This window comes from Rhodococcus sp. IEGM 1370, assembly GCF_033142325.1.
Classification (GTDB): domain Bacteria; phylum Actinomycetota; class Actinomycetes; order Mycobacteriales; family Mycobacteriaceae; genus Rhodococcoides.
In genome coordinates this window covers 198706-220072 of record NZ_JAWLRY010000003.1, presented here as the reverse complement: position 1 = coordinate 220072, position 21367 = coordinate 198706, and the positions used below count along the sequence as shown (strand labels likewise).

Genomic DNA, 21367 nt, shown 5'->3' with positions numbered 1-21367 from the left:
CTAATGTCATCCTTCCATTGTTATCGCCTCGCCGTTCCCCTAGGGCGTTCAACACGCCTGGCAAACTGGCGGGTAACAACATTCCGGCACCCGAACCGGTGATCCATCGGCCGTACGAAAAGGATGTTCTCGTGGGATTGTTCGATCGACTCAAACGAAGCGGCGGGTCCGCGAAACGTGGCCCCGAGGGGTCGGTTGCCCAGTACCTGGCCGATTGGACGGCCGCTCGAATCGGTGTCGAGGCCTACGTCGAGCCGAAGACGACGGTGACCCCGCTGACGGTGGTGCTCGTCGCGAACGACGGCGAGTGGACCCGTCGGCCGCTGGATGAAAAATATGCACGAAAGATCGGACGCGACCTGAAGATGCCGGTCTACGACGTGCGCAAGACCGGCTACCCCCAACGCATGCGCGATCACGACGCTCGCCAGAAGATCATCAAGAAGCGCGAACAGCAGCAGCGCGATCTCTGACCGAAATCCGTGCGTGCAGATTCGGATCCGCACGCACGGACTGTGCCATCAGCCGTTCTCGACGATGTCCTCGAGGACCGCGAACATCGTCCGTACGGGAACGCCGGTGCCGCCCTTTCCGGTGTACCCGAAGGGCCCGCCGGTGTTGTACGCCGGTCCTGCGACATCGATGTGAGCCCATTCGACGCCCTCGGGGACGAATTCCTTCAAGAACAGCGCAGCGGCCAGCATTCCACCGGCCCGGCCGTTGGTGACGTTCGCCAGATCGGCCACCTTGGAATCGAGTTCACGTCGGATCTCCTTCGGCAACGGCATCGGCCACGCGTTCTCGCCGATGGCCTGAGAGATCTCGGCGACGCGGTCGCGGAAGTCGTCGGTGCCCATGACCCCTGGCGTTCGATTGCCGAGCGCGACCACCTGGGCCCCGGTCAGTGTCGCGGTGTCGATGAGGTAATCCGGATCGTCCTCGCAGGCACGCACGATCGCGTCGGCCAACACCAAGCGGCCTTCGGCGTCGGTGTTGATGACCTCCACGGTGATGCCGCCGTACTGGGTCAGGACATCGCCCGGACGCTGCGCTGTGCCCGACGGCATGTTCTCGGCCATCGGCACCGTCGCGACGACGTCGAGCGGTAGATCGACCTTCGCGGCCAGGATCACCGTAGCGATGACCGCAGCCGCACCGCCCATGTCCGAGGTCATGTTCTCCATGCCCGCAGCGGGTTTGATGGAGATGCCGCCGGTGTCGAACGTGATGCCCTTGCCCACCAGGGCGACCTTCTTCGCGCCCCGCTTGCCGCCCGAGTGCGTCAGGCGAACCAGTCGCGGCAGGCGTGAAGAACCCTTGCCGACGCCGTGGATGCCGCCGTAGCCGTCCTTCTCCAGTGTCTTGTCGTCGAGGATCTCGACCTTCAGACCTGCAGCCGTACCCAGCGCCTTCGCCTGCGCCGCGAACTCCTCCGGGTAGAGGTGACTCGGCGGGGTGTTGACGAAATCACGTGCTACAGCGACGGATTCGGCAATGGCGATCGAGCGTGCCAGCTCGTTCTTCGCCTCCTTCGAGCGCGTGTCGGGCACGAGCAACTCGACGCGGGCGAGGGGAAGACCGTCCGCCTTCGGTGCCGAGAGCGAGGACTTGAACTCGGTGAACTGATACGCGCCGAGAAAGAAGCCTTCCGCGGCCGCACCGAGATCGAGTGCCGACAACGTGGTCGCAACCGTATCGACGCCTTTCAGTGCACGGGCCGCGGTTCCGGCGGACTGCCGGATGCGCTCGCTGTCGATGTCGGCCGCGCTACCGAGGCCGACCGCCAGGACGCTGTCCACGGACAGGCCGGCCGGTGCCGGAATGCGCACCAGTTCATCGGCCTTGCCGGTGGCGCCGACGGACTCGAAGGAATCGAGCAGCGCAGCAGCGACGGCGTCGTCGGAGATGTCGTCGGTGATGGCGAGCTCGAGGCCGTCGTCGCTGGTACTCAGCGCGACGACGAGAACGTCGACTTTCTTACCGAGCTTGCCCGCGAGGACCAGGTCGGGTCCGAGAGTGCGGGAAGGCGTCGAGGGTGAAGGCACGTGGCTGCTCCTGTAGGGGTTGACGTGTACGTACCTCGATCCTAATGACGACTCGTCGAGGGACGCAGTCGGTCTGCCGGGCCCGCGACGGCCGCGATGTGAGCTAGCGTGACCGCCATGACCGACACCGAGCTGATCGAGGGACCACTTCACGCCGTGCACACCGAATTGGGTGCGACATTCGCACCTTTCGGCGGCTGGACCATGCCGGTGTCGTACGCCGGGGTCGTCGTCGAACACACGGCAGTGCGAGAGGCCGTGGGTCTGTTCGATGTCGGGCATCTTGGCAAGGCGTCGGTGACCGGACCCGGTGCCGCTGCGTTCGTGAACTCCGTTCTCACCAACGATCTGAACCGAATAGAACCGGGCAAGGCGCAGTACACGCTGTGCTGCACCGAATCCGGCGGCGTTGTCGACGACCTGATCGCCTACTACGTCTCCGACGAGGACGTCTTTCTGGTGCCGAACGCGGCGAACACGGCGGCCGTCGTCGCGGCGATGGCCCAGCAGGCACCCGACGGGATTTCGGTGGTGAACCAGCACCGTGAGTTCGGAGTCCTGGCCGTGCAGGGACCGAAATCGACCGAGGTTCTTCAGGAACTGGGCCTGCCGACCGACATGGACTACATGGCGTTCGAGGACGCCACCTGGAATTCGGTTGCGGTGCGAGTCTGCCGAACCGGATACACCGGCGAGCACGGCTACGAACTGGTTCCACCCGCGGGCGACGTGGAACCGCTCTTCCGGGCGCTGATGGCTGCAGTGCGGTCTCGTGGGGGACAGGTGTGCGGGCTCGGAGCGCGCGACACACTGCGCACCGAGATGGGGTACCCGTTGCACGGACACGAACTGGCACTGGACATCTCGCCCCTCGAGGCGCGCTGCGGCTGGGCTATCGGGTGGAAGAAGGACGCGTTCTGGGGCAAGGAAGCCTTGTCCACCGAGAAGGAGAACGGACCGGCGCGTGTGCTGCGTGGACTGAGGGCTCTCGATCGCGGTGTCCTGCGCCCGGGCCTTGCCGTCAAGGCATCGGGGCAGCAGATCGGAACGACGACGTCCGGCACGTTCTCGCCGTCGCTGAAGATCGGAATCGCCCTCGCCCTGCTCGACGCAGAAGCCGCTCCTGCGGTGGGCACCGAGGTCGAAGTCGACGTTCGTGGGCGAGCGTTGCGCTGCGAAGTGGTCGCGCCGCCCTTCGTCGCAGCGAAGACCAGGTGACCGCGCGAGAGCTCGGTGGCCGTGACGATAGGATCTCGGGCATGACAGGTGTCTCCGAATTCACGTACGTGCAGCATCCCTCGCCCGCTACGCCCGCCGTGCGCGACGCGGTGCTCGCTGCACCCGGTTTCGGAAAACATTTCACCGATCACATGGTGTACATCGACTACACCCGTGACGGCGGATGGCACGATGCCACGATCGCGCCGTACGGTCCGATCGAGCTCGACCCCGCCGCGATGGTCCTGCACTACGGCCAGGCCATCTTCGAGGGACTCAAGATCTACCGTCAGCCGAACGGCGACCTCTCGACCTTCCGGGTGCACTCCAACGCCGAGCGCTTCCGCTCCTCGGCTCGCCGTCTGGCGATGCCGGAGTTGCCCGACGAGCTGTTCATCGGATCGATCGAGAAGCTGCTCGAACTCGACCACGACTGGGTCCCCGCGGCAGGCGGCGAGGACGCGCTCTACGTCCGGCCGTACATGTTCTCCACCGAAGCCGGACTCGGCGTCCGCCCGGCCGATTCGTACCGCTACATGTTGATCGCCTCTCCCGCAGGTGCGTACTTCCCCAGAGGCGTCAAGCCGGTGAGCGTCTGGCTGTCGACCGAATACGTCCGGGCGGCACCGGGCGGCACCGGAGACGCGAAGTTCGCGGGCAACTACGCCGCATCTCTGCTGGCGCAGGCACAGGCCAGCGACGAAGGATGCGATCAGGTGGTCTGGCTCGATGCCATCGAGCGCCGGTACGTCGAGGAGATGGGCGGGATGAACCTGTTCTTCGTCTTCGGCTCGGGCTCCGACGCACGACTGGTGACGCCGTCGCTGTCCGGGTCACTGCTCCCCGGCATCACTCGCGACTCGCTGCTGGCCCTGGCCACCGACGCAGGCATCCCCGTCGAAGAGCGTCGGATCTCCACCGAGGAGTGGCGCAAAGGGGCCGACTCCGGCGAGATCACCGAGGTGTTCGCTTGCGGCACAGCAGCGGTCATCACACCGGTGGGTAGCGTCAAGTCCACCGAGGGGGCGTTCGAGATCGCAGGCGGCGAGCCCGGCGAGATCACGCTCGCACTGCGCGACACGCTCACCGGTATTCAGCGCGGAACGTTCGCCGATACGCACGGCTGGATGACCACGCTCCGCTAGCTTCCCAGAAGCAGGCCGACCGCGGCCAGCGCGGTGGTGGTCTCGATTCCGGCTCCGAGCACGTCGCCGGAGAGCCCGCCGAAGCGTCGCACGCAGTGGCGAGTGAGGATTACCGCGACGGCGAGTACGAGAATGACCACCAGCGCTCCCTGCCACGGTCGGTCGGGACGAATGTACGTGGACATGGCCGTTGCCACGCCTGTCCACAACGCCACGGCTGCGATCGACTGAGTGCCTGCCACCAGCGCGCCGAAGCCGCTCGGTGCCGCCGCCTCGATCCCTCGGCGACACGCGACGACCACCGACACCCGTCCGATCACCGAGACACACACGATGGCCCACCACATGTGCAACTGCGCGAGCTGGCCCAGGCTTGCGGCCTGAATCCCCAGCACCAGAGCAAGTGATGCCACGCCGAACGGACCTGCGCTGCCGGACTTCATGACTTCTCGCGCGCGCTCGGGAGGTCCGTAGCAGCCCAGTCCGTCTGCGGTGTCGGCCAAGCCGTCCAGATGCATACCCCGAGTGAGCAATGCCGAGGCCGCGACGGCGAGCAGTCCGCCGAGGAGAGGCGTCAGGCCCGCCGTGATCGACACCCACAGAACGATCGCGCTGATGCTGCCGAGGGCGATGCCGACGACTGGAGCGAGCGCTATCGCGCGCCCGGCCGAGTCCCTGTCGACCTCCTCGGGGCCGCGCACGGGAAGCACCGTCAGCCAGGAGAACGCGAGCACCAGTGAATCGGCTGGGCTGCGCACCGTCAGTGGTCTTCGGCGGTGCTGCGGTCTTCGCTGTCGCCGGTACTGACACCGGAGTCGGCGAAGGTTGCCATCGAATTCAGGGTGCCGACACCCGCACGAACCAGAGGCAACGCCGTCAGCGCTCCCGAACCTTCGCCCAGTCGCATCCCGAGCTCCACGATCGGTTCGAGACGCAAGTGCCGCAACGCAAGTGAATGGGCAGGCTCGGCCGAGCGATGCCCGGCAACCCACCAATTGCGTGCCCCGGCCGCCGCGTCCTCGGCCACCAGAGCGGCCGCGGTCACCACCAGGCCGTCCAGAATCACCGGGGTTCGCCGATGCGCTGCCTGTGCCAGAAAGCCGGCGAGGGCCGCGATGTCGGCACCGCCCGCGACACGCAGCAGATCGGTGGGGTTCTTCGCGACCGGGCGGGCTCGACGCATCGCGTCTCGGATCGCTGCGGTCTTCCTGATCCACCCCGCGTCGTCGATTCCGGTGCCGCGACCGACGGCGGCAACCGGCTCGGTATCGGTGAGGGTGGCGATCAATACCGTTGCAGGAGTGGTGTTTCCGATACCCATGTCACCTGCGATGAGAAGATCTGCGCCGCCGTCGACCTCTTCGTCGGCGATGGCGGCTCCGGCAGCGATCGCGGCCCGAACCTCGTCCTCGGTGAGTGCATCCTCGCGGTCGATCGATCCACTGGACCGTCGAATCTTGAACGCGGACACCGAAGAATCCGTATCGGCGTCGACCGCGATGTCGACAACCCGAACCGCTGCACCGGCGATGGCCGCCAGCACGTTGACCGCTGCGCCGCCGGCGCGGATGTTCGCGACCATCTGAGCCGTCACCTCGGGAGGGTAGGCAGAGACTCCGTGTGCGGCCACGCCGTGATCGCCGGCGAAGACGACGACACGCACTCGTTCGAGAGACCGCGGCGGGCAGGCGTCCTGGCAGGCGGCGATCCACTCACCGAGCGCCTCGAGGCGACCGAGGCTTCCGGCAGGCTTGGTCAATTCCCGTTGCCGGTCGGCGGCGGCCGATCGAGCCGAGTCCGACGGAGCAGTCACCGGACGAAACGGCGACGACGCCGAATCCTCTTCCGAAAGAATTGTCACACTGTGCCTTTCGCGGTGATGAAGTCCGCCGGAGGGTCCTTGAGGGTCAGCGCGAGTCCTGCGACGACCAGCAGAACCCTGTCACATACTGCCGCGAGCCGAGAATTGAGCAATCCCAGCTCGTCTCGGAAGAGGCGACCGGAACGGGATTCGGGCACCACGGACAAGCCGACTTCGGGGCTGACGAGCACAAGGTGGGACGGGCAGTCCGCGACTGCTCGAACCAGATCGTCGACAGCCGGTGCGATGGTGCCGCGTGGGAGCTCCCAGGCCTGTGCATCGTCGAGCATTCCCGTCAGCCACGTTCCCAGATCGTCGACGACGGTGGTGCCGTCCCAGGGCTGCGAGACGACACCGGACAGTGACGTGACGGTTTCGACGGTGGACCAGTGTCTCGGTCTCGACGCCCGGTGACGCTCTATACGAAGCTGCCAGTCCTCGTCGGTGGCGTCCCGCCGACCGGTCGCGAGGTAGCGAACCGGCTCGAGAACGGCAAGCGATTCCGCGTGCCCGGACTTCCCGGATCTGGCTCCACCGAGCACGAGAGTTCGTCTCGGTTCGCCCACCGACGTCAGACGGCCTCGCCGGCGCTGACTCGCGGCTTGGGTGCGCGCATCTTGCGGATCTGGGACGCACGGACGAAGGCGTACCACCCGATCCTGAAACCGCCGTCGGTGGTCTCGGGGAACCGCACCCGGATCTTGTTGTTGATCATCTTGCCGAGGTAGATGCCCTCGCCGACCATGAAGAGCATCATCACGAACATGCCGAGGGTGACGTACTGCTGCACCTGCGGCTGCAGGAACAACGCGAAGATCAGGATCAACGCCAGCGGCATGAACAGGCCGACGAGGTTGCGTCGTGCATCGACGATGTCGCGTACGTATGCACGCACCGGACCCTTGTCGCGGGGGAGCAGATACTTGTCTTCGCCCGCCAGCATCCGTGCGCGTCGTTCGGCTGCGGCGGCGCGTCGCTCGTTGGAGGCGGCCTTGCGGTCTTCCTTGCTGCCCTTGTTCGCCTTGCGGCGCTCGCGTGCCTCTTTGCTCGTCAGGGGAGCAGGAGCAACCGGTCCGCGACGCCGAGCTTCGGCATCACGGCGCTTGGGGGTCGGCCGGCCCTTGCCGAGAGACACCGAAGGGGTCGCGTCGCTCCCGGCCGTCGTCGACTCGGATTCGTTCGAGTCGTTTCCGTCCGAATTGTCAGAGTTTCCACGGCGTAGCAGCTTCACGCACTCAGAGTATGGGATGGCCCGTTGCCCACGAACACCGGCCAGGTCAGCGGCGAAACAGCGGATGCCGTTCCGGCGCTGCAGCCCTAGACTTCCGACGATGCGAGTGATGATTGCGCCGGATTCGTTCGGAGACACCTTGACTGCCGCGGCCGCGGCCGACGCCATCGCCAGGGGATGGGCCTCGGTTCGTGAGACCGACGAACTCGAACTCGCGCCCCAATCCGACGGCGGCCCAGGGTTCGTCGAGGTCCTGGCTTCGCGCATCGGAAATGTGCAGACCGCAGACGTGGACGGGCCCCTCGGCAACCCGGTCCGAGCCCACTGGCTGCTCGACGGTACGGCGGCGTACATCGAATCGGCTCAGGCCTGCGGACTGCATCTTCTCGACGGCCCGCCCACTCCACTGTCAGCACTGAAGGCGAGCAGCTACGGCGTCGGTCAGCTGCTCGACGCCGCTCTCGACGCCGGGGCGCGAACGGTGTTCGTCGGGCTCGGTGGAAGCAGCTGCAGCGACGGCGGGCGCGCGATGATTCGTGCGCTGGGCGGACTCGGATCGGCGGTCGCGCGATTGTCGGGCATCGACCTCGTCGCCGCGTCGGACGTGGAGAACCCGCTGCTGGGCGACGCCGGTGCGGCCCGAGTGTTCGGTCCACAGAAAGGTGCCGACGCAGACACCGTCGCTCGGCTGGAGGAGTCGAACACCGATTGGGCTGCAGTGCTCTCTGCCGCCGGCTACGACGTGGCAGACCGACCGGGAGCCGGAGCCGCAGGAGGTCTGGGGGCGGCACTGTTCGCACTCGGCGGCAGGCAGCTACCCGGTGCCGTCGTGGTGGCCGAACGAACCGGGCAGCAGGAACTGCTCGACTCCGTCGACCTGGTGCTGACCGGTGAGGGCAAATTCGACTCGCAATCGCTGCGCGGCAAGCTGGTGACCAGAATCGCTGCCGCGGGCGGCGCGACGGGCATCGACACGATCGTGCTCGCGGGGCAGGTCACATTGTCGAAGGACGAACTGGAGTCGGCGGGCATCTCGGCTGCGCACTCGATCAGTGAGTTCGCGGGTTCGGTCGATCTGGCGATGTCGGATGCGGCGAATCAGCTCGAACAGTTGGCCGCGCGCGTCGCGGCCGACGTGGTCGACACCGGTGTGCGAGCGAGGCGGCGAGCGTGAGGAATAGAGCGACCGGGAGTACGGTTGAGTCATTCACGGGTTGTACGACTGATAGGGAGAACCCATGACCGTTTCGAATGAGACCGCAACGACCGAAACCACGGCACACAAGGTCACCATGACGGAGACCGCGTCGACCAAGGCCAAGGCGCTGCTGGATCAAGAAGGCCGTGACGACCTCGCGCTGCGCATCGCCGTGCAGCCGGGCGGTTGCGCAGGACTGCGCTACCAGCTCTTCTTCGACGACCGAAGCCTCGACGGCGACCTCGCGGTCGACTTCAACGGCGTCACCCTCGCGGTTGACCGGATGAGCGCTCCCTACGTGGAGGGTGCATCCATCGACTTCGTGGACACGATCGAGAAGCAGGGCTTCACGATCGACAACCCGAACGCCACGGGATCGTGCGCGTGCGGCGACTCGTTCAACTGAGCTGACTCGTACTCGACTGTGACCGGTACACGCATGCGTGTACCGGTCACAGTCGTGTCTGCCCGTCGACTTCACAGCATCTACGAACCGAAAGGCCTTCCTTCGTGACACTCGCGGTATCCGGCTCGATAGCGACCGACCATCTGATGCGATTCTCCGGACGGTTCGCCGAGCAGATCGTCGCCGATCAGCTCTCGAACATCTCGTTGAGCTTTCTGGTGGACGATCTGGTCATTCGCAAGGGAGGCGTCGGCGGAAACATCGCGTACGCACTCGGAGTTCTCGGCGGTGCGCCTCTGCTCGTCGGGGCCGTGGGGCCGGACTTCGCCGAGTACCGGACCTGGCTCGAGGAGCACGGCGTCGACTGCAGTGGTGTGAGCGTGTCCGCTACCGCACACACTGCTCGCTTCGTCTGCACCACGGACGAGGACATGGCGCAGATCGCGTCGTTCTACCCCGGAGCGATGAGCGAGGCCCGTGACATCTCCATCGAGGCACTCGCGGCGCAGCACGCGATGGACCTGGTTCTGATCGGTGCCAACGACCCCGACGCGATGACGGCGCACACGGCGCAGTGCCGCGCTGCAGGCATCCCGTTCGCGGCAGACCCGTCGCAGCAGCTCGCTCGGCTCGACGCCGCGCAGGCAACCGACTTGATCGACGGTGCCGCGTACCTGTTCACCAACGAGTACGAATGGGCGCTCCTCAAGCAGAAGACCGGCATGTCCGACGCTGACATCGCCGACAAGGTGGATCTGCGCGTCACCACCCTGGGCAAGCGGGGCGTGGACATTGTCGAAAAGGGTGGTGTGCACACCCATATCGGTGTCGTACCAGAGACGAGCAAGGTCGATCCGACCGGTGTCGGCGACGGCTTCCGAGCAGGTTTCCTCACCGCCCACATGGCCGGAGCCAGCATCGAACGTGCAGCGCAACTCGGTTCGCTCGTGGCCGTGCTGGTGCTCGAGACCACCGGCACTCAGGAGTGGGAACTCAACCGCGACGACGCGATCAAGCGTCTGACCTCTGCCTACGGTGCCGAAGCGGGCGAGGAGATCGGGGCATTGCTCCCCGCCTGATCGAGGTTGTTCGTTCGCCCACCGGATCAATGTGGCTTTGTTGCACTCCGAGCGACCGAAAGTCGCATTGATCCGGCGGGGACGGTCGGCCAGGTCAGATGTTGACCGGATACTCCGGTTCGGCGATCTGCGGCACGATGCGCTTCTCGACGAAGATGCCGTGCCACACCATGAAGATCAGCAGCGTCCACAGTCGACGGCTGTGATCGGACTTGCCGGCGCGGTGATCGTTCAGCATCGCGACGACGGCGGCCTTGTTCAGCAGGTGATCGGTCTGCGAGTCGGCGATCTGCTGGTGCGCCCAATCGAAGAGTTCCGGTCCGCGCAGCCAATGGCGCAGTGGCACAGGGAATCCCAGTTTGGCGCGATGGAGTACGTGACCGGGAACGATTCCCTCGAGCGCCTGACGCAGAGCGTACTTGGTGGTGCTCTTGGTGATCTTCTGGTCGAGCGGGAGCTTCTCGGCGACCTTGTAGACCTCGGAGTCGAGGAACGGAACGCGCAACTCGAGTGAATTGGCCATGGTGATCTTGTCGGCCTTGACCAGAATGTCGCCGCGCAACCAGGTGAACAGATCCAGATGCTGCATCCGAGCCACCGGATCCCATCCCTGCGACTGCGCGTAGATCGGCGCGGTGACGTCCTGATGGGTCCACTCGGATCGGAACTCGCGCAACACCGATCGCAACTGCGCGTCGTTGAAACTGCGTGCGTTGCCGTAGTACCGCTCTTCGAGAGTCATGGATCCACGGTTGAGCAGGCTCTTGCCGCGAGTGCCCTCGGGGATTCGCTCGCTCAACGAGCCGGCCGCACGTCGAAGGAAGGCGGGAAGCGACTCGAACGGCTTCAACGACAGCGGTTCGCGGTAGATGGTGTAGCCGCCGAACAACTCGTCTGCGCCTTCGCCGGAGAGCACGACCTTGACGTGCTTGCGGGCTTCCTTGGCGACGAAGTACAGCGGCACCAACGCGGGGTCGGCCACTGGATCGTCCAGATACCAGACGATCTCGGGGATGGACGCCGCGAACTCCTCGGGTCCGACGACCTTCACGATGTGCCGAGCACCGATTGCCGCGGCCGACTCCGCTGCCACGTCCACCTCGGAGTAGCCCTCGCGCTCGAATCCGGTGGTGAACGTGATCAGGTCGGGGTTGTGACGGATCGCCAGAGCTGCGATGGCCGTCGAATCGATTCCGCCCGAGAGGAAGGAGCCGACCGTGACGTCGGCGCGCATGTGTTTGGCAACCGAGTCTTCGAGTGCCTCGGCGATTTCCTGGTACCGCGCCTTCTCGCTGCCGGGTGCGAAGGGCTGAACCGGGAACTTCGGGGTGAAGTAGCGAGTGACCTTCGGCGGCGTGCCCGGTGACAGCGTGGCGTAGCAACCGGATTCGAGCCGCCGAACGCCTGCGTGCAGGGTTTCGGGCTCGGGGACGTACTGCAGCACCGTGTAGTGCTCGATGGCACGCGGATCGAGATCGGTGTCGACGCCGAGCAGATCCATCAGCTCGAGCACGCTCTTCTTCTCGCTACCGAACGCGGTGCCTCCGGGACCGGTGGCCAGGAACAGCGGCTTGATGCCGAAGGGATCGCGTGCAACGAACATCTCGCGCGTCTCGGTGTCCCAGATGGCGAAGGCGAACATGCCTCGCAGACGCTGCACGGCGGCAGCGCCCCAGTAGTGGAATGCCGCAACGATCGACTCGCTGTCACCTTCGGTGGCGAATTCTGCCCCGTGGTCGCGCGCGAGTTCCGCACGCAACTCGAGGTAGTTGTAGATCTCGCCGTTGAACACCAGTGCGTACCGGTTCGGCGACTCGGGCGGACCCCACCGCATCGGCTGGTGCGAGTGTTCGATGTCGATGAACGAGAGTCGATTGAAGCCGTAGACGACGTCGTCGTCGTGCCAGGTGCCACCGGGCTCGTCCGGGCCACGATGGCGCATGCAATGAGTCGCCGAGCTCACCAGCTCGACGCCGGCGGCGGTCGTTCCGTGAGATGTCAGTACTCCGAGCAGTCCACACACAGCGTCTGCTACCTCTTCTCGCAGTTGGGGACAATGCCGGGGGCCGGATCTCCGCGTGTCGTCAGCGGGACGGTCGATCAGCAACCGAGTATGCCGCAGACACGCTCGAACCTAGGTAACGACCCAAGGGTGGCTCCGCGTCAGCTTTGGTCTACGCTGCGTAGTACTCGGGCATCTCCATGTGGAAGCCCTTATTCTTCAGTGGTGGGCAATCAGGAAGGCGTGAACGTGGCGCATAGTCGGATCCTTCGGCGAGCGGGGCTGACAGCATTTCTCGGTGTAGCCGCGTTGATGCTGTCGGGCTGTTCCATCAGCAGCGACAACGTACTCAATTTCGGTTTCGCCTCGGGCGTCACCCCGCAGGGGCGACGCATCGGCGACCTGTGGACGTGGTCGGTCATTGCCGCCCTGGTCATGGGCATCATCGTGTGGGTTCTGATCTTCTGGGTGGTGCTGTTCCACCGTAAGAAGAAGAGCTCACCGGAGTTCCCTCGCCAGACGGCCTACAACGTTCCGCTCGAGTTGTTCTACACGGCGGTTCCGTTCGTGATCATCGCCGTCCTGTTCTACTTCACCGTCGTGGTGCAGAACTACGTCGACGAGAAGCAGGCCGATCCCGATGTCCAGGTGGATGTCACGGCTTACCAGTGGAACTGGAAGTTCGGCTACCGCACCATCGACCTCAAGGACGGTGCCGCCAAGTACGAGGGCACCGACGAAGAGGAGCAGGCTGCAGCCGAGGCCGCTGCCACCCCGGGCGAAGGTGCCGAGGGCAGCGAGGACGGCGAGTTCGTTCCGGGACCGATCAACGGAGCATCCACGCAGGATCTGTCGTACCTGCACTACAACAAGATCGAAACGGTCGGCTCGAGCGAAGAGATCCCGGTCCTGGTTCTGCCGACCGGTAAGCGCATAGAATTCGTGCTCGCGTCCTCGGACGTCATCCACGGATTCTGGGTTCCGGAATTCCTGTTCAAGCGTGACGTTCTCCCGAACCCCGAGGAGAACCACTCCGACAACGTCTTCCAGATCAGCGAAATCGAACGCGAAGGCTCGTTCGTCGGACGGTGCACCGAAATGTGCGGCACCTTCCACTCGATGATGAACTTCGAGGTTCGTGCCGTGTCTCCCGAGCGGTTCGAGCAGTACATCGAGCTGCGCAAGCCTCTGTCCGAAGGCGGAGACGCGCTGACCAACGCGCAGGCACTCGAAGCCATCGGCGAAAGCCCCCTCGCAACGAGCACCGCTCCGTTCTCGACCGACCGCACCCTCCGCACAGCCGCTGTCGCTGAAGGCAACTGACCAAGGAAGCATGCTGATATGAAAATCGAAGCCAAGATCTTCGAAATCCTCACTGTCTTCTTTCTCCTGGTCGGCATCGTGTACGCGTTGTTCACGGGCCTGAGCCGCACAGGAGTCGAGTGGGCCGGAGTCACCGCGATCTTCTTGTCGGTCGGTCTGACGTTGATCGTCGGAACCTACTTCCGATTCGTCGCACGACGCCTCGACACCCGACCCGAGGACTTCGACGACGCCGAAGTCAGCGACGGCGCAGGAGACCTGGGCTTCTTCAGCCCCGGTAGCTTCTGGCCGATCGTGCTCGCAGGAGCCGCGTCCATCACCGCCATCGGATTCGCCTTCTTCCAGCCGTGGCTCATCGCCCTCGGCGTGGTGAGCGTCATCGCTGCGGCCGCAGGTTTGGTGTTCGAGTACCACGTCGGTGCCGAGCGCCACTGACTCCATCTGCTTCACCCGAAAAGGGCCCCGGTTGTTCTCACGAGCGACCGGGGCCCTTTTCTGCTGTGCCGAGTAGAGGCCGAACAGGATAGTCCGCTCATGGCGCTGTGAGGTGACACTGAGAGCGAGCGTGCGGAGGTCGAGCGCGCAGCGGTGAACGAGGTGGCACCCTCAGGAAACGTCGGCCTCCGAGTGGGACCGAACGGCACGGGGCACCTGATCGGCAAGCGAATCGAGGGAGATGTTCAGCGCGCCGCACAACGCGGCGACGGTGAAGAACGCCGGCGTCGGAATTCGGCCGGTCTCGATCTTGCGCAGAGTTTCGACCGAGATGCCTGCTGTATCGGCGACGTCGGTCATGGTTCGGCCACCGCGGGCATGACGGAGAGCAGAGCCGAGCCTGGCACCGCGGGCGAGTTCGCCGGGGGTGAGGGGAACACGGACCATGACACCGATAGTAATACCGGTCGTCGCGAACCCCGGAGCTGAGAACGGGCGACGTATCTGGGATATGGATGGGTCATCCGACGGTGGGGGAGGGGAGGGCCATCGGATCCTCCTCCGCTGAGGAGCCGGCCGTGCTGCTCGGAGGGTGATGCGAAGTGTTCCAGCCCGGATCGGTGTTCGGGGACAACAAAAAGGGCGACACCGTTGCCGGTGTCGCCCTTTTCGAGACTCTGTCAGATGTCAGCGTTCTCTGTCGTTGTCGCTTCGACCCGAAGCGATGGCAGTGTCCTCATCCGAATGGAGTCCATGGCCGTTGCCGTTCGAGTGGCCGTTGCCATTGGAGTGGCCGTTGCCGTTCGAGTGGCCGTTGCCGTGGATGCCCGCCTGGTAGTTGCGGAGCATCGTCAGCTGCTCGTGTTCACCCTTGTGAAGGGCATCTTCGAGAGCCTTGCTCTGTGCCACCGGATCCGGACTGAACAGCGATCCCGAGCCGGGCTTTCCGGCCGAGCCGAGCTTGTTCATCTTCTTCGGAACGGCTGCGCCCTGGTAATCGAGGGGAATCGGGTGTCCGTGATCGTCGACCGGTCCGAGCGGCTGGTGGATTTCCACGTACTGGCCGTGCGGGAGTCGCTTGATGATTCCGGTTTCGATGCCGTGCTCGAGAACTGCCCGATCGCTGCGCTGCAGTCCGATGCAGAATCGGTATGCGATGAAGTAGGCGAGCGGAGGCATGGTGAGAATTCCGATACGACCGATCCACGTCATCGCGTTGAGCGAGATGTCGAACTTGTAGGCGATGAGGTCGTTGATGCACGAGAGCGTGAGGATCACGTAGAACGTGAGAGCCATCGCGCCGATCGCAGTACGCACCGGAACGTCACGGGGACGCTGGAGCAGGTTGTGATGCGCAGTGTCTCCGGTCAGACGCTTCTCGATCCACGGGTACGCGATCATCACGGTGAAGACGAGACCCATGATCACTGCCACCCAGAACACTGCCGGGATGGTGTAGCGCCCGGCGATGTATATCTCCCAGGCAGGCCACAGTCGTGCCATGCCGTCGGTCCACATCAGGTAGAAGTCGGGCTGCACGCCTGCCGACACTTGCGACGGGTTGTACGGTCCGAGATTCCAGATCGGGTTGATCTGGATGAGTCCGCCCATTGCTGCCAGCACACCGAAGGTGACGGCGAAGAAAGCACCGGACTTGACCGCGAAGACCGGAAGAATACGAACGCCGACGACGTTCTGCTCCGTGCGGCCGGGTCCGGGGAACTGCGTGTGCTTCTGGTACCAGACCAGGGCCAGGTGGGCTGCGATCAGCGCCAGGATGATGGCCGGTAGAAGAAGAACGTGCGCGACGTACAGGCGCGGAATGATGATCGTGCCGGGGAAGTCACCGTCGAAGATGAGCCAGTGCATCCACGTACCGATGATCGGGATGCTCATCGTGATGCCACCGAGAGCGGCGCGGAGGCCGGTGCCGGAGAGCAGATCGTCGGGGAGCGAGTAGCCGAAGAAACCCTCGAACATTGCGAGGATGAGCAGCAAGCAGCCGATGACCCAGTTGGCCTCACGCGGGCGACGGAATGCACCGGTGAAGAAGATGCGCATCATGTGCACGATGATCGACGCGGCGAACATCAGGGCCGCCCAGTGGTGAATCTGCCGCATGAACAGACCGCCACGAACCTCGAACGTGATGTCGAGAGCGGTCGCGTATGCCCTGGACATCGTCACACCGTTGAGGGGGGTGTACGCACCTTCGTACACGACCTCGCTGAGCGACGGATCGAAGAACAGGGTGAGGAACACACCCGAGATCAGCAGGATGACGAAGCTGTACAGCGCGATCTCACCGAGCAGGAACGACCAGTGCGTGGGGAAGACCTTGTTGATCTGGCGACGCAATCCCGGCGCCAGGTGGTAACGACTGTCTACGCCGTCGGCCTGCTTGGCGGCGAGGGTTTGCAATGTACTCATGAGTCACGCTCCGGACGACGTTCCCAGAAGGCGGGCCCCAGCGCTTCGGTGAAATCTCCCGAAGCGACGAGGAATCCCTCTTCGTTGACAGTGATGGGAAGTTGGGGCAGCGCACGCGCAGCCGGTCCGAAGATCGGCTTGCCGTACTCGAGCGCGTTGAACTGCGACTGGTGGCAAGGGCACAGAATTCGGTTGGTCTGCTGCTCGTACAACGATGTCGGGCAACCCAGGTGCGTACAGATCTTCGAGTAGGCGAAGTAATCGCCGTAGTTGAAGCTTTCCTGACCCTTGCGCTTGACGACCGTGCTGGCGTCGTCAGAGCGAAGGCGGATGAGCATGACCGAGTTACGAACTCCACGCAGCGAGACGAGCAGATCGTGCTCGCTTTCGCGGTCCGCTTCACGGAACGGGAATACGGTCTCCATGGCACCAGCGTCCAAGTCCTCGGGCCGAACGAGAACGACATCTTCCGGTCGCCCGGTGTCTCGTCGGAGGTAGATGGTCTCTCCATCGTAGCGAGGAGTCCACCCGGATACCCACAACGGCGAATCTTCGCCCTTGGCCCAGGGATTCTTGATCAATCCACCGAGGGGGAGCAGTGCCATGACGCCGAGCGCGCCACCACCGAAGACGAGCGATCGCTTGATCACCTTGCGACGCCCGATGGTCGACGTGTCGAGCGAATCGCCCAGCTCAGCCACGAGAGTCTTGCGGTCGATCTCGGACGAGCCGCCGTCGTGACGGTCCTGGATGGAGACCTCTTCGGGGATGAACTTCTTGGTGAACTGCACCGCGCCGATACCCACCGCGAGAATCGCCAGGCCCATCGTGCCGCCGATGAGCGGGGTGTACAGCGAGTAGGCCAGGTAGTTCTCTTCGCCGATACCGGAGTACTGCCACGGCCAGAACAGGTAGATGCCGATGAATGCGACAGCGGCGAGGCCGGCGATCGCGAACCAGATCGCGACGCTGCGCTCGGCACGCTTCTCGGCGCGGGTACCTTCCACAGCCCAACGGTTGCGGCGGAAAGCGACATCGACACCGTCGAGGTTGGTGCCGAGCTCGACCAGTTCGTCGCGGCTCATCGCGGCGAGTTCCTCGTCGGTGTACTTCTTGTCCGCGTTCACGCCGTCGGCACCGGGCGCATCCTTGCGTCCGGATTCGTCGTCGTTGCCCGCGTCCTTACGGCCGGAATCGCCGTCGGTCATGATCTAGCTCCGATCCACAAAGTTGCTCCGACGACGGCGATGATGCCGACCGTCCAGATAGCGATCATCTCGGTACCGGGACCGAAACTTCCGATGCTCCAACCGCCTGCGGGAAGCGTTTCCTGGGCCGACTTGACGTACGCGATGATGTCGGACTTCTCCTCGATCGTCAGCTGACGATCGGAGAACTTCGGCATGTTCTGCGGGCCGGTGACCATCGCGGTGTAGATCTCCTGCTCGTTGGCAGGGCCGAGGGACGGTGCGAACTTGCCCGAGGACAGAGCGCCACCTTCACCGGTGAAGTTGTGGCAGGAAGCGCAGTTGAGTCGGAACAGTTCACTGCCGCGTCCGATGTCGCCACCGCGCAGAGACTCCTGAGCGATCTCACCGTTCTCGTCGCGGATGACCGTCGGTCCGCCGCCGTTGGCGTTGATGAAGGCACCGAGGGCGTCGATCTGCTTGTCGTTGAACTTCGGCGGCTTGCGCATCGCCTGTGCCTCGTTGCGAACAGCGGGCATACGACCGCTCGACACCTGGAAGTACACGGCTGCTTCGCCGACGCCGATGAGGCTCGGTCCGCGATCCTGAACACCCTGCAGGTTGGCACCGTGGCACGTGACGCAGGACGTGTCGTAGAGCTGCTTGCCCTCGCGGATCAGCGCTGCCGAATCGGTATCGGCAGTCGCGACCTGAGGAGCCGGCGTCAGAGCCGAGGCGAGGAAGCCTGCGCTCAGGAGGCCCATCATCAGAACGAGAGCACCGGTGATGCGTCGGCGCGTCCTACGCTGCCGTCTCGTCTTGGAGGCGGCGTTGTCGTCGGATGCTGCTGGGGGAGATGTACTCATCTTCTATCCCTTGTCGTGTCGGGACGGACCGAACGTCGGGGGCTGATTCCGTTCGCTCGTTATCTTTGGTGTGCTGACTGTCACTAGCGGATGAAGTAGATCGTTGCGAAGAGGGCAATCCAGACGATGTCGACGAAGTGCCAGTAGTACGAAACGACGATGGCCGCGGTGGCCTGCGCGGGCGTGAACTTACTGACCAGCGTTCTGGTGATCAGGAAGACGAAGGCGATGAGTCCGCCGATGACGTGCAATCCGTGGAAACCGGTCGTGATGTAGAAGACCGAGCCGTACACGCTGCTCGAGAGCGTCGTGCCCTCGTGCACCATGTGGTAGTACTCGTACGCCTGGCCGGCCACGAAGAACGCGCCCATCACCAGAGTGATGATGTACCAGCGGCGCAGTCCGAAGACGTCACCTCGCTCGGCGGCGAACACGCCCAGCTGGCAGGTGAACGACGATGCGATCAGCACCGCGGTCACCGGCACAGCAAGAGCGAGGTTCAGCTCCGTCGGCTCCGGCGGCCAGATTCCATTCGCCTGGGCGCGTGCGACGAAGTACATCGCAAACAGCCCGGCGAAGAACATGAGTTCACTAGACAGCCACACGATCGTGCCGACGCTGACCATATTGGGACGGTTCAGCGAGTGCACGCGTTGGGTGATTGCCGATCCTTGAGTCCCTACAGCGCTCGTCACAAAGAGAAGTATGACCCGTCGTAGTACGGAAGGCATATCCGGGTCCGCTCTTGGCGCGTCGTGTCGGAACGAATCCGCGTACGTCCTTGTTCCCGTGCTGGTCAGAGCCTCTGTACGGGCCGGTAGGGTCCAGTCGTGCAAGGCTGGCCTCATGGCAAAGCGCACCGAAGGTGGATGGTTTCGGAGACTGTTCTCGCGATCGACGGCCGAACGTCTGGACCCCACTCGCGAGGACCTCGTGACAGTGGCGAGTTGCTTCGACGATGCACAGGCATGCTCGGCCGTGCTCGACGAAGCAGCGAGGACCCGACCGCTGTGGACGGAATCGGCGGAGGTGGTGCTGCGGCATCATCTCGTGTTGCCCTCCGACCAAGTCGAGGACGCAGCAGCGGTTGCGGCTCAGGACGACTACGAGGTGGGGCCGGCCGCCGAACTACCGGAGAGCACCGGCTACCGCCCTCGGGTGGAAGACGGCGTGCCGCTGGTTCTGCAACGTGTTCAGGTACTCGACGCTCTGCACTGCTCGCAGGAGCGTTCTCGCATGGCCGGCCTCGCGCAGCGTCGAGGGGGAGCAGTACTCGGCTGGGACGCACTGCAGCCCGCGCAGCCCGACGCAGCGTCTGGCTAAGCTTCCACCGCACCGAGTGCATCGACGGCAGAAGGGCACGGCAGAACCACCATGACCGCAGCGATCAGCGACGAACAGCCGCGAACCTGGCGTCGAATCCTCGGCGCGTTGACGAACCACACCGACCTGTCCAGCGCCGACACCGGCTGGGTCATGGACGAGATCATGGCCGACAACGCGACAGCCGCGCAGATCGCAGCCTTCGGCGTAGCGCTGAAGATGAAAGGTCCGACGCCGGCGGAGGTCAACGGACTCGCCGAATCGATGCTGGCGCACGCAGTGCTGGTGCACACCGACACCGACGCCGTCGACGTCGTGGGGACCGGAGGAGACGGAGCGGACACCGTCAACATCTCCACCATGGCAGCCGTCGTCGTCGCTGCCAGCGGGATCCGAGTCGTCAAGCACGGCAACCGCGCGGCGTCGTCGAAGAGCGGCACGACCGACGTGCTCGAAGCATTGGGGGTCCGAGTGACCCTCGGGGCCGACGCAGTCGCGTCGAGCGTCGAGCAGGTCGGCATCGGCTTCTGCTTCGCACCGATCCACCACCCCGCACTGCGCTTCGCTGCCGCACCGCGCAAGGAAATCGGAATCCCCACGGTCTTCAACGTGCTGGGGCCACTGACGAACCCCGGGCGCCCACGCGCAGGCCTGATCGGCTGTGCGTTCGAGAACCTGGTCCCCGTCGTCGCCGACGTGTTCGCAGCCCGGGGCAGCTCGGTGCTCGTGGTCCGCGGTGACGACGGACTGGACGAGATCACCCTGTCCACCACCACGACAGTGCACGTGGTGTCCGATGGTTCGGTGACCGTCGAGACGATCGACCCGCTCGACTACGGCATCTCCCGAGCGCCCATAGAAGCTCTCAGAGGTGGAGACGCCGAATTCAATGCAGCAGTGGCGCACCGAGTGTTCGCCGGTGAACAGGGTCCCGTCCGCGACGCCGTACTGCTCAATGCCGCCGCAGCCATGGCAGCGCACCACGGCGTGTCCGACGACCTCCACGCCCGAATCGAAGCCGGATTGGCCACTGCCGCAACAACAATCGATTCCGGGTCAGCAGCACGGCTACTCGCCGACTGGGGTCGATGCACCACCGAACTCGCCGGCTGACGAAGAGCGCGGCTACTCGCCTATCGAGAACCCGGCTTCGACATCGGCACTCGAATAGGACTGGAACGCAATGTGAGTGGTGGTGCTGCGCACCCCCCGCACACGATTGATGTGCTTGGTGATGACCTCTGCGATCGACGCATGATCACGAACTTTCACGATGGCGATCAGATCGACATCGCCAGCACACGAATAGACCTCCGACACCCCGTCGACATCCGCAACGGCCTGCGCCGCTTCCGGAATCAAGTCGGCCTCGGCGTCGATCAAGACGATGGCATTGATCATGTGCGCTCCTCAAGCATCTCGAGCTCGGTTTCCGACGCGAGCTACCCCCAGACCCTAGTTGCTGCCGTGCCCCGACAGTCGTTCCGCAGGCTCCACTCCTGACTTGAACGGTCGTTCCGCAGGCTCCACTCCTGACCTCCACGGTCGTTCCGCAGGCTCCACTCCTGACCTCCACGGTCGTTCCGCAGGCTCCACTCCTGACCTCCACGGTCGTTCC

At 64.5% G+C, this 21367-nt stretch carries 22 protein-coding genes; 10 read left to right on the top strand and 12 right to left on the bottom strand.

The window, feature by feature from the left end; translation table 11 throughout:
• The first annotated feature begins 131 nt into the window (after nt 1-131).
• On the top strand, nt 132-473 hold the full coding sequence (locus R4P47_RS07400) for an oxidoreductase (protein WP_094688555.1): 342 nt from the start codon (nt 132-134) through the stop codon (nt 471-473).
• A 48-nt stretch (nt 474-521) separates the two neighbouring features.
• On the opposite strand, the gene R4P47_RS07395 is transcribed toward R4P47_RS07400, so the two are convergent.
• On the bottom strand, nt 522-2045 hold the full coding sequence (locus R4P47_RS07395) for a leucyl aminopeptidase (protein ID WP_269593876.1): 1524 nt from the start codon (nt 2043-2045) through the stop codon (nt 522-524).
• Between the two features lie 117 nt (nt 2046-2162).
• Between R4P47_RS07395 and gcvT the strand changes: the two genes are divergently transcribed.
• Both gcvT and R4P47_RS07385 read left to right on the top strand, forming a co-directional pair.
• Nucleotides 2163-3263: a glycine cleavage system aminomethyltransferase GcvT gene (gcvT, locus tag R4P47_RS07390; protein ID WP_317784405.1), complete on the top strand. Its 1101-nt coding sequence runs from the start codon at nt 2163-2165 to the stop codon at nt 3261-3263.
• 41 nt (nt 3264-3304) lie between these two features.
• Complete coding sequence (locus tag R4P47_RS07385; protein WP_094640402.1) at nt 3305-4408, top strand: branched-chain amino acid aminotransferase; 1104 nt, start codon at nt 3305-3307, stop codon at nt 4406-4408.
• Here R4P47_RS07385 and R4P47_RS07380 read toward each other — a convergent pair.
• From R4P47_RS07380 to R4P47_RS07365, 4 genes are read right to left on the bottom strand one after another with little or no spacing between them, the layout of a single operon-like run.
• A complete protein-coding gene (locus R4P47_RS07380; protein WP_317784404.1) occupies nt 4405-5166 on the bottom strand; it encodes an adenosylcobinamide-GDP ribazoletransferase in 762 nt (253 codons plus the stop codon). The genes R4P47_RS07385 and R4P47_RS07380 overlap by 4 nt on opposite strands.
• Nucleotides 5167-5168: 2 nt before the next feature.
• Complete coding sequence (gene cobT / locus R4P47_RS07375) at nt 5169-6269, bottom strand: nicotinate-nucleotide--dimethylbenzimidazole phosphoribosyltransferase (RefSeq protein WP_317784403.1); 1101 nt, start codon at nt 6267-6269, stop codon at nt 5169-5171.
• Complete coding sequence (gene cobU / locus R4P47_RS07370) at nt 6266-6835, bottom strand: bifunctional adenosylcobinamide kinase/adenosylcobinamide-phosphate guanylyltransferase (protein WP_317784402.1); 570 nt, start codon at nt 6833-6835, stop codon at nt 6266-6268. Before cobU ends, cobT begins: the two co-directional genes overlap by 4 nt.
• A gap of 5 nt (nt 6836-6840) precedes the next feature.
• Entirely contained in the window at nt 6841-7500 is a 660-nt protein-coding gene (locus R4P47_RS07365) for a DUF3043 domain-containing protein (protein WP_068052118.1), read from the bottom strand.
• A gap of 100 nt (nt 7501-7600) precedes the next feature.
• On the opposite strand from R4P47_RS07365, the gene R4P47_RS07360 reads away from it, so the two are divergent.
• The 3 genes from R4P47_RS07360 (at nt 7601) to R4P47_RS07350 (ending at nt 10183) form a co-directional block, all read left to right on the top strand.
• The gene (locus R4P47_RS07360) at nt 7601-8674 is read left to right on the top strand and encodes a glycerate kinase (protein ID WP_317784401.1); all 1074 of its coding nucleotides are present in this window, start codon (nt 7601-7603) and stop codon (nt 8672-8674) included.
• 64 nt (nt 8675-8738) lie between these two features.
• The gene (locus tag R4P47_RS07355) at nt 8739-9104 is read left to right on the top strand and encodes a HesB/IscA family protein (RefSeq protein WP_068052114.1); all 366 of its coding nucleotides are present in this window, start codon (nt 8739-8741) and stop codon (nt 9102-9104) included.
• A 104-nt stretch (nt 9105-9208) separates the two neighbouring features.
• Nucleotides 9209-10183, top strand: a complete 975-nt coding sequence (locus tag R4P47_RS07350; RefSeq protein WP_317784400.1) for a carbohydrate kinase family protein — start codon at nt 9209-9211, stop codon at nt 10181-10183.
• A gap of 94 nt (nt 10184-10277) precedes the next feature.
• On the opposite strand, the gene asnB is transcribed toward R4P47_RS07350, so the two are convergent.
• Nucleotides 10278-12206 (bottom strand): asparagine synthase (glutamine-hydrolyzing), encoded by a 1929-nt coding sequence (gene asnB / locus R4P47_RS07345; RefSeq protein ID WP_317784399.1) that lies wholly within the window; start codon nt 12204-12206, stop codon nt 10278-10280.
• Nucleotides 12207-12428: 222 nt separating this feature from the next.
• Between asnB and R4P47_RS07340 the strand changes: the two genes are divergently transcribed.
• Both R4P47_RS07340 and R4P47_RS07335 read left to right on the top strand, forming a co-directional pair.
• Nucleotides 12429-13508 (top strand): cytochrome c oxidase subunit II, encoded by a 1080-nt coding sequence (locus tag R4P47_RS07340; RefSeq protein WP_068052110.1) that lies wholly within the window; start codon nt 12429-12431, stop codon nt 13506-13508.
• Nucleotides 13509-13526: 18 nt separating this feature from the next.
• Nucleotides 13527-13943, top strand: a complete 417-nt coding sequence (locus R4P47_RS07335) for a cytochrome c oxidase subunit 4 (protein WP_068052104.1) — start codon at nt 13527-13529, stop codon at nt 13941-13943.
• A 171-nt stretch (nt 13944-14114) separates the two neighbouring features.
• On the opposite strand, the gene R4P47_RS07330 is transcribed toward R4P47_RS07335, so the two are convergent.
• From R4P47_RS07330 to R4P47_RS07310, 5 genes are all read right to left on the bottom strand, one after another.
• Nucleotides 14115-14390, bottom strand: coding sequence for a helix-turn-helix domain-containing protein (locus R4P47_RS07330; protein ID WP_068052101.1), 276 nt, complete (start codon nt 14388-14390; stop codon nt 14115-14117).
• 240 nt (nt 14391-14630) lie between these two features.
• Complete coding sequence (locus tag R4P47_RS07325; RefSeq protein ID WP_317784398.1) at nt 14631-16373, bottom strand: cytochrome bc complex cytochrome b subunit; 1743 nt, start codon at nt 16371-16373, stop codon at nt 14631-14633.
• Nucleotides 16370-17581, bottom strand: coding sequence for a ubiquinol-cytochrome c reductase iron-sulfur subunit (locus R4P47_RS07320; protein WP_317784397.1), 1212 nt, complete (start codon nt 17579-17581; stop codon nt 16370-16372). Before R4P47_RS07320 ends, R4P47_RS07325 begins: the two co-directional genes overlap by 4 nt.
• Nucleotides 17578-18426, bottom strand: a complete 849-nt coding sequence (locus R4P47_RS07315) for a c-type cytochrome (protein WP_094640137.1) — start codon at nt 18424-18426, stop codon at nt 17578-17580. The genes R4P47_RS07320 and R4P47_RS07315 overlap by 4 nt, the downstream gene beginning before the upstream one ends.
• Before the next feature lie 83 nt (nt 18427-18509).
• A complete protein-coding gene (locus R4P47_RS07310; RefSeq protein WP_037192869.1) occupies nt 18510-19121 on the bottom strand; it encodes a heme-copper oxidase subunit III in 612 nt (203 codons plus the stop codon).
• A gap of 151 nt (nt 19122-19272) precedes the next feature.
• Here R4P47_RS07310 and R4P47_RS07305 point away from each other — a divergent pair, with 151 nt between their 5' ends.
• Together R4P47_RS07305 and trpD are read left to right on the top strand one after the other, a co-directional pair.
• Entirely contained in the window at nt 19273-19749 is a 477-nt protein-coding gene (locus R4P47_RS07305; protein ID WP_149406130.1) for a hypothetical protein, read from the top strand.
• 51 nt (nt 19750-19800) lie between these two features.
• A complete protein-coding gene (gene trpD, locus R4P47_RS07300; RefSeq protein WP_317784396.1) occupies nt 19801-20862 on the top strand; it encodes an anthranilate phosphoribosyltransferase in 1062 nt (353 codons plus the stop codon).
• Nucleotides 20863-20874: 12 nt separating this feature from the next.
• Here the strand turns inward: trpD and R4P47_RS07295 are convergent, their stop codons facing one another.
• Nucleotides 20875-21150 (bottom strand): Lrp/AsnC family transcriptional regulator, encoded by a 276-nt coding sequence (locus tag R4P47_RS07295; RefSeq protein ID WP_068052089.1) that lies wholly within the window; start codon nt 21148-21150, stop codon nt 20875-20877.
• Nucleotides 21151-21367 lie beyond the last annotated feature (217 nt).